This window comes from Streptomyces sp. NRRL B-3229 (assembly GCF_000719505.1).
GTDB lineage: Bacteria > Actinomycetota > Actinomycetes > Streptomycetales > Streptomycetaceae > Streptomyces > Streptomyces griseorubiginosus.
This window is the reverse complement of record NZ_JOGP01000011.1, coordinates 379075-392000: the sequence shown is the minus strand read 5'-3', so window position 1 is coordinate 392000 and position 12926 is coordinate 379075. Positions and strand designations below refer to the sequence as shown.

Genomic DNA, 12926 nt, shown 5'->3' with positions numbered 1-12926 from the left:
GCCGAGCTCCCGGTGGACCGGTGTGTCCACGAGCTGTTCGCCGAGCAGGCCGCCCGTACGCCCGACGCGCCCGCGCTGACCTTCGGCGGTACGACCCTGTCGTACCGGGAGCTGGACGAGCGGGCCAACCGGATCGCCCATCACCTGATCGCGTCCGGCGCCGGTCCCGAGACCATTGTCGGGGCCGAGCGGCTGGCGTACATGCTGTCCGACGCACAGGCCACCCTGCTCATCACCCACTCCGCCCTGCCCGAGCTGGAGTTCACCGGCACCCGCGTCCTGGTCGACGCCGACGCGCCCGCGATCGCCGCCCGCCAGGTCTCCACGCCCGAGACGGCCGTACGGCCCGACAACCTCATGTACGTGATCTACACCTCCGGCTCGACCGGTCTGCCCAAGGGCGTCGGCCTCACCCACGGCAACGTGGTGCGGCTGTACCCGGGCATGGGGGAGTCGTTCGCCGGGTTCTCCTCCGACGACGTGTGGATGCTGCTGCACTCCTACGCGTTCGACGTGTCGGTGTGGGAGATGTGGGGCGCGCTGCTGCACGGCGGCCGGCTGGTCGTCGTACCGCCGGACGTCAGCCGGTCCCCGGACGATCTGCTCGACCTGATGGTGCGGGAGCGGGTGACGACCCTGTTCCAGACGCCGTCGGCGTTCCGGGGGATCGCCGCCGCGGCCGCGGCCGGTGACCCGCGGATCGGGCAGCTCGCCCTGCGGCTCGCGGGCTTCGGCGGCGAGCGGATCGAGCCGGCGGAGTTCGCTCCGTGGGTGGCCGCGCGCGGGCTCGACAGCCCGGTGCTGGTCAACCTGTACGGTCCGACCGAGGCGACCGTGCAGTGCGCCTTCCACCCGCTCGGCGCGGAGGACCTCGGGGAGGTGGGCCGCAGCATCATCGGGCGTCCGCTGGCCGACCTGAGCATCCATCTGCTGGGCTCCGACGGCGAGTTGGTGCCGGTCGGGGTGCCGGGTGAGCTGTGCGTCGGTGGTCCGGCGCTGGCCCGTGGGTATCTGGGGCGGCCGGGGCTGACGGCCGAGCGGTTCGTGCCGGACCCCTTCGGTCCTGCCGGTTCGCGCCTCTACCGCACCGGCGACCTGGCCCGGTTCCTGCCGGACGGATCGATCGAGTTTCTCGGGCGGATCGACAGCCAGGTGAAGGTGCGAGGCTTCCGCGTCGAACTCGGTGAGATCGAGACGCGGCTGCGCGAACACCCGTCGGTGCGCGGCGCGGTCGTGACGGTTCACGAGCCCGTGCCGGGCGACCAGCGGCTCGTCGCCTACGTCGTACCGGCCGAGGGCGGGGAGTTGCGCGGCGAGCGGCTGCGGGCCCATCTCGCCCAGGCGCTCCCGGAGTACATGGTCCCGTTGTCGTACACGGCGATCGAGCGGATCCCGTTGACCGCCAACGGCAAGGTCGACGTGCGCGCCCTGCCCGAACCCGACCTCGCCGCCCACTCGTCCGCCGAGTACGTCGCACCCCGGGGCCCGGTCGAGGAACGCCTCGCGGCGGTCTGGGCCGAGGTGCTCGGGCTGGAGCGGGTCGGTGTCGAGGACAGTTTCTTCGACCTCGGCGGCGATTCGATGCGGGTCGTCACACTGGTGGGGGCTCTGCGGGCCGCCGGGCTCGACCTGTCGATCCCGGATGTCTTCCGGCTGCGTACCGTCGCCGCGCTCGCGGCCCGGATCGACGGCCAGGGCGCCGGTGAGGGTGGTGACGGTGGCTCGCTGATCGCGACCGTGGCGCCGTTCGAGCTGATCGGTGACGAGGACCGGGCCGCGCTCCCCGCGGGTGTCGTGGACGCGTATCCGCTGACCCAGGTGCAGACCGGCATGCTCATCGAGCTGATGACGGCCGACGGCGACGACGTGTACCACAGCATCAACTCCTTCCGGATCCCGGACACCCGGCCGTTCGACGAGGAGGCCATGCGGGAGGCGCTCGCCACGGTGGCGGCACGGCACGACATCCTGCGCACGTCTGTGCACCTGACCGGCTGGTCCCAGCCGCTGCAGTTCGTGCACGCCGATGCAGAGATCCCGCTGACCGTGCACGACCTGCGCGGCCTGTCCGCCGAGGAGCAGGACCGTCGGGCGAAGGAGTACGTCGAGGGCGAGCACGCCGCCGGGTTCGAGCTGACGGCCGCGCCGCTGCTGCGGATCGCCGCGCACATCGAGTCCGCCGACGCGTGGCGGCTCACCGCCAGCCACCTGCACGCCGTGACGGACGGGTGGACCCTCAACTCCCTGCTGATGGAGCTGCTGGACGTCTACCGTGCCCTGCGCGACGGGCAGGAGCCGGGCGGGTACGAGGCGCCGGCCGTGCGGTACGCCGACTACGTAGCCGCCGAGCAGGCCGCCTTGTCCGACGCCGGTGACCAGGCCTTCTGGCAGGCGGTCGTGGACGGGCACAGCCCGCTCACGCTGCCGGCGGCCTGGGCCGGGGACGGGGGCCGCGCCGAACGGCACGGCCGACGGGTGACGTTCGCGGATCTGGAGGAGGGGCTGCGCAGGCTCGCCGGTGAGGCCCGGACCTCGATGAAGAGCGTCCTGCTCGCCGCCCACCTCAAGGTGCTCGGCATGATCACCCAGGAGGAGGCCTTCCACACCGGCATCGTGCACCACGGCCGGCTGGAGGCCCCGGGCTCGGACCGCGTGCTCGGCATGCACCTCAACACGCTGCCGTTCCCCCTGGTGAAGGGCGCCCGCACCTGGGCCGAACTGGTGGCGGGCGTGTACCGGCAGGAGACCGAGATGTGGTCCCACCGCCGCTATCCGCTGCCCGCGATCCAGCGCGCCACGGGCTCCACCGGCCGGCTCATCTCGGTGATCTTCGACCACCAGAACTTCCACCAGGTCGACACCGACACCGTCGACGTCCGGGGCAACCTGGGCGACGGCGGCACCGAGTTCCCGCTGAGCGTCGTCGCGAACAACGGGCACATCGCGCTGAACACCACGGCCGACGTGCTCACCCGGGGCAACCTGGAGCGGCTCGGCACCATGTACCGGCTGGTCCTGGAGGCGATGGCCGCCGACCCGCACGGCGACGCCGGGGCCGTCCATCTGCCGCCCGCCGAGCGGGAGTCGCTGCTGGCGGCCGGCGCCGCCCGGACCACCCATCAGGTGTCCGGCACGGTCCACGAGGCCTTCGCCCGGCAGGCGGGCCGCACCCCGGACGCCGGCGCGCTCACCAGCGACGGTACGACCCTGACGTACCGCGAACTCAACGAGCGGGCCAACCGCATCGCGCACCGGCTCATCGCGCTCGGCGTCGGCCCCGACACGGTCGTCGGCGTCACGCTCGACCGGGACGCGGACCTGGTCCCCGCCCTGATCGGCGTGCTGAAGTCCGGCGCGGCCTACCTGCCGCTGGACCCGGCCAACCCGGCCGAGCGGCTGACCTACATGCTCGCCGACGCCAAAGCGGCCGTCCTGGTCGGCCAGAGCGCGCACGCCGCCCGGCTCACCGGCGCGTTCGACGGACCGACGGTCCTGCTGGACGACGCCGACGACGCCGCGCTGCTCGCCGCGCAGCCCGCCCACGACCCGGTGACCCCGGCCCTGGCCCAGCACCTGGCCTGCGTGATCTACACCTCCGGCTCGACCGGCATGCCCAAGGGCGTCGCCGTACCGCACGGCAACATCCTGCGCATGTTCGCCGCCATGCAGGAGCGGATGCACTTCAGCGCCGCCGACGTGTGCACGCAGTCGCACTCCTATGCCTTCGACTTCTGCGTCCAGGAGATGTGGAGCGCCCTGCTGCACGGCGGACGGCTCGTCATGGTGGAGCCCCTGGTGGGCCGCTCACCCGACGACCTCCTCGACCTGCTCGTCGCCGAACAGGTCACCGTGCTCTGCCAGATCCCCTCGGCGTTCCGAGGCCTGGCCGCGCTGGCCGGCGCGGGCGATCCCCGGATCGGCCAACTGGCTCTGCGAGCCATCGTGTTCGGCGGCGAGCGGCTGGACGTCACCGAGCTGCGGCCCTGGCTGGACCGGGTGGGCCTGGAGCGGACGATGCTGGTCAACGAGTACGGGCCGACCGAGATCACCGTGCACTGCACCGCCCATGTACTGCGCCCGGAGGACCTCGACGACCCGGCCCGCAGTGTCCTCGGCCGCAACATCGACGACGTGAGCATCCATCTGCTGGACCCGGCAGGGCACTTGGTGCCGGTCGGCGTGCCCGGCGAGCTCCACGTCGGCGGGCCCGGCGTGACCCGGGGCTACCTGGACCGGCCGGAGCTGACGGCGGAGCGGTTCGTGCCGGACCCGTTCGGTCCGGCGGGGGCGCGGCTCTACCGCACGGGTGACCTCGGGCGGCGGCTGGAGGACGGCACGATCGAGTTCCTCGGGCGCGCCGACAACCAGATCAAGATCCGCGGCTACCGGGTCGAGCCGGGCGAGATCGAGGCCGCGCTGCGCGAGCACGCGGAGCTGCGGGACGCGATCGTCACGGTCCGCGCGAACGAGGAGGGCGAGAAGTCGCTCGTCGCGTACGTCGTCGGGCGCGGCACCGGCGTCGCACCGGCGGCGCTGCGCCGGCACCTGGCGGCCACCCTGGCCGACTACATGATCCCGTCGGCCTTCGTGGTCCTGGACGCGCTGCCGCTGAACCCCAGCGGGAAGATCAACTTCAGTGCGCTGCCCGCGCCGGACCGCACCGCGTTCGCCGGTGCCGCCCATGTCGCCCCGCGGACCCCGGTCGAGGAGCGGCTGGCCGCGATCTGGGGTGAGGTCCTGGACCTGGTCGGTGTCGGCGTCGAGGACAGCTTCTTCGACCTCGGCGGCGACTCGATGCGGGCCGTGCGGCTGGTGGGCGCGCTGCGGGCCGCCGGGTACGACGTGTCGATCCCGGACGTCTTCGAGCTGAAGACCGTCGCCGCGCTCGCCGTGCAGGTGGCGGGCCAGGGCGGCGGGTCACTGGTGCGGGCGGTCAAGCCGTTCGCGCTGATCGGCGAGGAGGACCGCGCGCTGCTCCCGGCGGACGTGACGGACGCGTATCCGCTGTCCCAGGTGCAGACCGGCATGCTCGTCGAGATGCTGGCCACCGCCTCCCCGCACGGCCGCAGCCTCTACCACAACGTCAACTCGTTCAAGATCCGTGACGAGCGGCCGTTCTCCCTGGACGCCCTCCAGCGGGCCGTGGACATCGTGGTGGCCCGGCACGACATCCTGCGCACCTCGATGCACCTGGAGGACTTCTCCAGGCCGCTCCAGCTGGTGCACGCCACCGCGCCGTACCCGGTGCGCATGGTCGACGTACGCGGCCACGAGGGCGCCGAACTGCTCGCCCTGAAGCGCGAGCACCTCAGCCGGGAGCAGCACGTCGTGTTCGACCTGACCGAGGCCCCGCTGATGCGGGTGTCGGCACTGGTCGAGTCCGGCGACGCCTGGCGGCTCAACTTCACCTACAACCACGCTATTTCGGAGGGCTGGAGCTACAACGCCCTGATGATGGAGGTGCTGGAGGCCTACCGCAGCGTGCGCGACGGCCGGGAACCCGCGTCGTACCAGGCACCGGCGGTCCGCTACGCCGACTTCATCGCGGCCGAACTGGCCTCCCTGGACAGCCCGGACGACCAGGCCTTCTGGCGGACGGTGGTGGCCGAGCACGCGCCCGTCGCGATCCCCGCTTCCTGGGCGGCGACCGACGCCGCGCCGAAGAGCCATGGCACGAAGGTGCCGTTCACCGACCTGGAGGAGGGCCTGAAGCGGCTCGCCGGTGAGGCGAGGACGTCGATGAAGAGCGTGCTGCTGGCCGCCCATCTGAAGGTGCTCGGCATGCTGACCGCCGACGGCGCCTTCCACACCGGCGTGGTCTACCACGGCCGACTGGAGGCGCCGGGCGCCGACCGGGTGCTGGGCATGCACCTCAACACGCTGCCGTTCCCGCTGGTCAAGGGGGCGCGGACCTGGCGTGAGCTGGTGGAGGGGGTGTACCGGCAGGAGACCGAGATCTGGTCCCACCGCCGCTACCCGCTGCCCGCCATCCAGCGCGCCGCCGGCAACAGCCGCGACCTGCTGCACATCCTGTTCGAGTACCTCGACTTCCACCACGTCGACACCGACACGGTGGACGTCGCCGAGGGCCTCAACGACGGCGTCAACGAGTTCACGCTCAACGTGATCCCGAACAAGGGCACCTTCCACCTCTCCACCTCCACCGCCGTACTCAGCCGGGACAACCTCGAACTGCTGGGCCGGATGTACCGGATGGTGCTGGAGTCGATGGCCGCCGACCCGGACGGCGACGCCGCCGCGAACTACCTGCCGGACACGGCACCGGCAGCGCGCCGCGAGCCCGAGCCGGCGGCGGGGCCGGACCGGGTGCCGGTCGATGCGCTCGTCGCCTCCCGGGCCGCGGCCGACCCCGACGCGACCGCCGTGGTCGCGGGCGAGGACCGGCTCAGCTACGGCGAACTGGGCGAGCGCGCCAACCGGATCGCCCACCACCTGATCGCCGCGGGCGCGGTCCCGGACGCCCCGGTGGCCGTCTGTCTGGACGCGGGTACCGACCTGGTGCCGGTGCTGTACGGCATCTGGAAGGCCGGCACGGCATATCTGCCGCTGGACCCGGCGCTGCCGGCCGAGCGGATCGCATCACTGGCCACGGCGGCGGGCGCCGCCCTCCTCGTGACCGACGCGGCGCACGCCGACCGCACGGCAGGCTTCACCGGCACCCGCGTGCTGCTGGACACCGAACGGGCTGTCATCGAGGCACACCCGGCGACCGCCCCCGACCGCGTCGCCGACCCGGACCGGCCGGCCTGGGTGTCGTACGGCCCGGACGGCACCGATCCGGTGACGATCACCCACGGGCAGCTGGCCGAACGGGTCGAAGCCGGCCTGGGCGTGCTCGGCACGGCACGGCGGGCGGCCTGGCTGGTGCCCGCTTCCGACCCGGCCGAGCGGCTGCACCTGGCCCTCGCCTCGGGCGCCCGCGCGGTGCTCGCGGGCCGGGACACGACGGCCGATCCGCGGGAGCTGGTCGAGTTCCTGGACCGGCAGCGGATCACCCACGTCCAAGTCACGGCGGACGAGTGGCGCGAGCTGCTGGCGGCGGGCTTCGACAACTACGCCGTCACGGCGCTGGTCGGTGGTGGATCGCTCACCGCCGACCTGGCCGGGGAACTGCTGGACAGGACCCAGCGGTTGATCGCCGTACAGGGTGCCCGCTACGAGGAACTGGACGGCATCCCGGAGCCGGCGGGAGCGCTGCGATGAGCCGGTGAGACGCCGGGGAACGGGGCCGGCTCAGTGGATCTGGATCGCCCCGTTCCCCGTCCGCACCGTCACCGCGTGCCTCGACCCCCGCTCCACGGGAAGGCTGATCCGGGGTGGGGCGGGTCCGCCGCCGTGGGCGTCGACCGAGTAGTCGGCGTCCTGCGGCATCTCCAGGTCCACGCTGCCGTCGCCGGTCGACACCTCGACGCTCGTCGGGGGAGCGGCGAACTCGGCGCGGACGCTGCCCTGGCCGCTGGTGACGGTGACATGGCGGGAGCGGGAATCGGTCACGGCCACGGTGCCGGAACCGCCGTGCAGCACAAGGGTGCCGGCCGAACCGGACACGCTGATCCGGCCGCTGTCGCTGCGCAGGGAGAGCCGGCCGCCCAGGCCGCTCGTGCTGATCTCGCCGCTGACGGACGTGACGTCGACGGCCAGGTTCGCGGGCACGGTGATCCGCAGTCGCAGTGAACAGCCCTCCTGACAGGACGACTTCACGTTCACCGTGCCGCCGGAGGAGGCAATCGCAACCTCGGGGGCGGCCTGTTCGTAGTCGCCGGACGCGTCGACGTGCACCAGGGAGTCCGTACCCGGGCCCAGTGTGACCCCGGCCCGTCCGGCCGCCACCTTCAGAAGGGTGCTGTCCGCCGCGTCGGCTCGCAACGACCGGGAGTAGCCGCGGTCGGCGGAGAGCACGAAGAGCAGCCCGAAGGAGACCGCCGCGACCGACACAGCCAGTACGGCAAGGCCGCCGGCGACGATCCACCGGTGGCCGCGCGGGGGCGCCATGGGCTGCGGGCCGCCGGTCTCGGACTCGACGTCGGGCTCGATCTCAGGCTCCCAGATAGCGCAGTACGGCCTGCACCCGGCGGTGGCCTGCGCCGTCGGCCGGGGGCAGGTCCAGCTTCATGAAGATGTTGTTGATGTGCTTGCCGACCGCACTGTGGCTGACCGTCAGCGCCTCGGCGATGCTCGCGTTGGACTGGCCCTCGGCCATCAGCGCGAGCACCTCGCGTTCCCGGGCGGTCAGTTCGGACAGCGGGTTGGCGCGGTTGCCGCGGGTCAGGAACTGCTTGACGACCTCCGGGTCGAGCACTGTCTCCCCGGCTGCGACGCGTTCCAGCGCGGCCACGAAGTCGTCGACGTCGTCCACCCGGTCCTTGAGCAGATAGCCGACCCCGCCGCTCTGGTCGCCGATCAGCTCCGAGGCGTACCGCTCCTCCACGTACTGGGAGAGCACCAGCACCCCGATGCCGGGCCACTGGGCGCGGATCGCCAGGGCGGCGCGCAGGCCCTCGTCCACGAAGCCGGGGGGCATCCGGACGTCGGTCACACAGACGTCCGGGCGGTGCTCCTCGACCGCCCGCAGCAGCGCCTCGCCGTCGCCGACGGCCGCCGCCACCTCTATGTCCGCCTCGGTGAGGAGCAGCACGATGCCCTGCCGGAGCAGGGCGGAGTCCTCGGCGATCACTACCCGCATTGCATGTCCACCTTGATCAGGGTCGGTCCGCCGGGAGGGCTGGTCACGTGCAGCCGGCCGTCCACACCGGCGACCCGCGCGGCGAGCCCGGCGAGGCCGCTGCCGCCGGCCGGATCCGCGCCCCCGCGGCCGTCGTCGCCGATCGTGACGGTGAGCCGGTCGCCGCTCCGGCGGATCTCCACCCAGGCCCGGTCGGCCTGGGCGTGCTTGGCGACGTTGGTCAGCGCCTCGGTCACCACGAAGTAGGCCACCGCCTCGACGGCGGCCGGCGGCCGGGGCTCCACCTGGACGTCAACGGTGACGGGCACGGGCGCGCGGGCGGCGACCGCCGACAGCGCGGCGGCGAGCCCGCGGTCGGTGAGCACCGGCGGGTGCAGTCCCCGGGCCAGGTCACGGAGTTCGGTGATGGCCTCGCGGGCATCCGCGCGGGCCTGTTCGACGATCTGCCGGGTGCCGTCGTCCCCGGACTTGCGCAGCCGCGACAGGGCCCGGCCCAGCGCCATGCTGACGGCGACCAGACGCTGCTGGGCGCCGTCGTGCAGATCGCGTTCGATACGGCGGCGCTCCGCCTCGACGGCTGCCACCAGTTGTGCCCGGCCCTCCGTCAACTCCTCGACTCGTCGGGTGAGTTCGAGGTCGAGGGGCGGGGCGAGCAGGGTGCGTGCGAGGGCCGTGTCGACGGCGAGCAGCGCGCGGACCAGCAGCGGTGACACGAACACCCCGGCCAGCAGGGCGAGCCCCGACACCAGCAGGGCGCTGTCGAGGGAGGCCACGGTGAACCGCCAGATCACCGCGTGCCCGCCGCCCAGCCGCGCGTAGTACAGCGGCAGGGGCAGCAGGGTGAGCGGGACGGCCCAGGCGAGGGCCACGGTCACGCTGGTCACCAGGGACAGCGGCACCACGGCGACGCAGTAGCCCAGTTGCCGCCAGGTGCAGCGGGCGGTGGCCAGGGTGCGCGCCGAGCGGAGCGGGGAGCGGGAGAGGACGGGGCGCGGCTGGGCGGGTATGCCGAGCGCGCAGGTCGCGGCGTAGCGGACGCGTTCCGCCGCGGCGAACCGGTCCAGGGCCCAGCCCGCCGCCACCATGACCGGCAGGCCGATCAGGGCGACGGGCAGCAGCATGACGCCGAGGGTGAGGACCAGCAGGAGGGTCAGGCCCACCAGTCCCGCCACGGTGTCCCCGGCCAGATGGGCGGCGCCCCGCCACAGCGCGGGCGATACCAGAGCCCGGTGCGGGGCCCGGGGGATCGCCCGGTGCGCGGGGTGTGGAGCGGCCCCGTGGGGAGCCCGCGCCATCGCCCGGTGGGGATCCCGTGGGCCGCGTACCGTCCCGCTCGCCGCCACCGCGTCGCCCTCCACCGTCACCACCCAGCTGTCCGCCGACCCAGACTCTAGTCGCGGGTCAGTCCCACCCGTTGTTGTCCCCGGCGACCATGGTCGCGTCCACGTGCACGGCCGTGGTGGTGATGCCCGTGGTCAGCTCGACGCCGGCGGCGTCAGCGGTGCCGGCGTGGTGCACGGCGGACGTGGCGCCGAACGCGGCGAGGGTGAGCAGGGCCACGGCGGTGGCGGGTGCGAGGCGGCGGGTGAGGTGTGCGACGGCGGTCATGAGAAGTTCCCCCTGTATTTCAGTACATCGGCTGTCCGATGCCCGATTCCATGTGCCGGGGAATTCGAAGCCGTTGTCGAAAGTCGTTGCGCTTTTCAGGCAACCGTTCGATCTCCCCGTTGGAATAGATCCTCACACGGTCCACAGGGGCTGTCAGTGATCCCGGGAGCCAGCTGGCTGCCATGGCAGCCAGCTGCCACCAGTGTGTTCTCCCGACGTCGGTTCGATCAGTCGGACATCGCCACGAGAACCCGCCGGGAACCCGTGAACGGCCGCCGCCCGTGTGCCACGAGGAGGTTGTCGATCAGCAGCACGTCGCCGGGCCGCCAGTCCACGTCGACGGCCGCCTCCAGCGCGCGGTCGCGGACCTGGAGGACGTACTCCGCCGGGATCGGCGCCCCGTCCGCGAACGCCACCGACTGCGGCAGCTGGTCCGCCGGCAGCAGCTTGGCCAGCGCGGCGCCGGTCTCGTCGCCGAGCGCCGCCGGATGCCACTGGTCGGACTGGTTGAACCACACCTCGGCGCCGGTGCGCGGGTGCAGCGCCGTGGCCGGGCGCAGCTGCGTGACGCGCAGGCTGCCGTCGCGCCGCCACTCACCGACCGCCTTCGACGCGGCCAGGAACTCGTCCACGGCGTCCCGGTCGTCGGTCTCGAACGTGTCCTGCCAGCTCTTGCCCAGGCCGACCCCGCCGTGCAGGTTCTGCGTGTAGCGCACGCCGTCCGCGAACCGCTCGCGCACCTCGTCGTCCAGCGATCCGAGCCACAGCTCCGCGTCCACCACCGGCGTCGCGCCACCCGACTCGGCAGCCGTCACGCAGCAGAACATCAGCCGCGCCGGCCAACTGTGCGCGTACGAGAGCTCGTTGTGCATGGAGATGGTGAACTCGGCGGGATACTCCGTCGAGGTGTACACGTTGTCGCCCACCTTGGTGCGTGGCGAATTCCCGTGCACATAAGCGAGCCGGTGGGGCAGCAGACGGTCCATGACCGGGCCGAGCTGCTCCTCGGTGACACCGAAGCCCCGGAACACCAGGGCTTTCTCGCGGTCCAGCAGGTCCTGCATGCCGGATGTGCCGTCGAGCCACTCCACAAGCGCCGCGACACCGGCTCCGCCGCCCGCGGAAATGGAATCCGGGTTGATTTCACACGGTTTCCAGGCTGGATTGATGCCCATCGCCGAGGGTCCCCTTCGAGTCGGTCGGGCCACGCGGACGCGTGACCGGGCCAGGGTGACCGCACCGCCTATACCCGGGAAATATCGGCCGGTCGGCTATAGGCCCTATAGGCCCCCGATAGCGACAGCCCGGACGCTCTGCGCATGACCGACCGAATGACCGACCGCGTGACCCTGGAAACACCGGAAACGGATGTGACGGCCCAGCCGGACACCGCCGTCGTACCACTGCGCCGCAACATGGATTTCATACGGCTGTGGGTCGGGGCCGGGATCTCCCGGTTCGGCACCAGCGTCAGCGTGGTCGCCTACCCGATGCTGGTCCTCTGGCAGACGGGGTCGGCCGCCGCCACCGGCTCCGTGGGCTTCGCCGGAGCCCTGCCCAACCTGCTCGTCCAGCTGCCCGCAGGCGCCCTGGTGGACCGCTGGGACCGACGCCGGGTGCTGATGTGGTGCGACGCGCTGCGGCTGCTGGCCTTCACCGCCGTGGGCGTGGCCGCGTTCGCCGGGCGGGTGTGGGTGCCGCTGGTGATGGCAGCCGCATTCATCGAGGGCACCCTCGGCATCTTCTACCAGCGGGCCGAACAGGCGGCCGTACGACGGGTCGTACCGGACACCCAGCTGCCCGCCGCGCTCGCGCAGAACCAGGCGCGGGGGGCCGCCATCGGACTGCTCGGACAGCCGCTCAGCGGCCTGCTGTTCACCGTCGTCCGCTGGCTGCCGTTCGCGTTCACCGCCGTCGCCAACGCGGTCGCCCTGCTGTGCCTGGTTCTCATCCGCCGGGACCTCAGCGTCGCCAGGACCGAGCCGCCGGCCCGGCTGCACATCGAGATCAAGGACGGCATCGCGTGGCTGTGGCGGCGGCCGTTCCTGCGGATCATGACAGCCGTCTTCGCCGGCAGCAACCTCGCCTTCCAGGTGCTCGGACTGACCCTCATGGTGCTGATCAAGGACAACGGCGGCTCGCCGGCGGTCCTCGGTCTGGTCTCGGCGGTGGCGGGAATCGGCGCGCTGCTCGGCGCGTTCGCCGCGTCCTGGTGGTCGGCGCGGTTCAGTCTCTACACGACGGCGGTCCTCGGGCACCTGGTCTGGCTGGTCCTCATGCCCGCGCTGACGCTCCTGACCAGCCCGGTCGCCATCGGCCTGGTCGCCGGCGGGATCATGTTCGTCGCCAGCCTCTTCAACGTCACCGGCAACGTCTACATGGCCCGCACCATTCCGGACGACCTCCAGGGCCGGGTGACCGGCACCTCCGCCTTCCTCACCTCCGGCGCCAACGCCCTCGGCTCCCTCCTCGGCGGCTACGCCCTCGCCGGCCTCGGGGCGGTCCGTACCGGCGCGGCCGTCGGCGCCCTCGTGCTGCTGCTGACGGTCACGGTGGCGTTCAGTCCGACGGTCCGCGCGGAGAGCCGGGGGGCCCGGGGGGCGGAGGGTTAGGC

General features: G+C 72.5%; 7 protein-coding genes. 2 read left to right on the top strand and 5 right to left on the bottom strand.

Annotated elements, in window-relative coordinates; all coding sequences use genetic code 11:
* The first annotated feature begins 12 nt into the window (after positions 1–12).
* Positions 13–7224, top strand: coding sequence for a non-ribosomal peptide synthetase (locus tag IF54_RS39695; protein ID WP_051735487.1), 7212 nt, complete (start codon positions 13–15; stop codon positions 7222–7224).
* Between the two features lie 30 nt (positions 7225–7254).
* Here IF54_RS39695 and IF54_RS0120795 read toward each other — a convergent pair whose 3' ends face one another.
* The 5 genes from IF54_RS0120795 to IF54_RS0120775 all read right to left on the bottom strand — a co-directional run bounded on the left by IF54_RS0120795 (position 7255) and on the right by IF54_RS0120775 (position 11487).
* Positions 7255–8013: a DUF4097 family beta strand repeat-containing protein gene (locus IF54_RS0120795; RefSeq protein ID WP_030320826.1), complete on the bottom strand. Its 759-nt coding sequence runs from the start codon at positions 8011–8013 to the stop codon at positions 7255–7257.
* Positions 8014–8056: 43 nt separating this feature from the next.
* Positions 8057–8704: a response regulator transcription factor gene (locus tag IF54_RS0120790; RefSeq protein ID WP_030320824.1), complete on the bottom strand. Its 648-nt coding sequence runs from the start codon at positions 8702–8704 to the stop codon at positions 8057–8059.
* A complete protein-coding gene (locus tag IF54_RS0120785; RefSeq protein WP_159002166.1) occupies positions 8695–10071 on the bottom strand; it encodes a sensor histidine kinase in 1377 nt (458 codons plus the stop codon). Before IF54_RS0120785 ends, IF54_RS0120790 begins: the two co-directional genes overlap by 10 nt.
* 34 nt (positions 10072–10105) lie before the next feature.
* Positions 10106–10312 carry a hypothetical protein gene (locus IF54_RS0120780; protein ID WP_030320819.1) on the bottom strand — a complete coding sequence of 69 codons (207 nt, stop codon included), beginning with the start codon at positions 10310–10312 and terminating at the stop codon, positions 10106–10108.
* A gap of 227 nt (positions 10313–10539) precedes the next feature.
* Positions 10540–11487 (bottom strand): TauD/TfdA family dioxygenase, encoded by a 948-nt coding sequence (locus IF54_RS0120775; RefSeq protein WP_030320817.1) that lies wholly within the window; start codon positions 11485–11487, stop codon positions 10540–10542.
* Positions 11488–11631: 144 nt separating this feature from the next.
* Here IF54_RS0120775 and IF54_RS0120770 point away from each other — a divergent pair, with 144 nt between their 5' ends.
* Positions 11632–12924, top strand: a complete 1293-nt coding sequence (locus tag IF54_RS0120770) for an MFS transporter (RefSeq protein WP_078852057.1) — start codon at positions 11632–11634, stop codon at positions 12922–12924.
* Positions 12925–12926 lie beyond the last annotated feature (2 nt).

What these genes read in the sequence shown, in the direction of transcription:
- IF54_RS0120795 (WP_030320826.1), bottom strand. Translation starts at nt 8,013, where the DNA reads ATGGCGCCCCCGCGCGGCCACCGGTGGATCGTCGCCGGCGGCCTTGCC.
- IF54_RS0120770 (WP_078852057.1), top strand. Translation starts at nt 11,632, where the DNA reads ATGACCGACCGAATGACCGACCGCGTGACCCTGGAAACACCGGAAACG.
- IF54_RS0120780 (WP_030320819.1), bottom strand. Translation starts at nt 10,312, where the DNA reads ATGACCGCCGTCGCACACCTCACCCGCCGCCTCGCACCCGCCACCGCC.
- IF54_RS0120775 (WP_030320817.1), bottom strand. Translation starts at nt 11,487, where the DNA reads ATGGGCATCAATCCAGCCTGGAAACCGTGTGAAATCAACCCGGATTCC.
- IF54_RS0120790 (WP_030320824.1), bottom strand. Translation starts at nt 8,704, where the DNA reads ATGCGGGTAGTGATCGCCGAGGACTCCGCCCTGCTCCGGCAGGGCATC.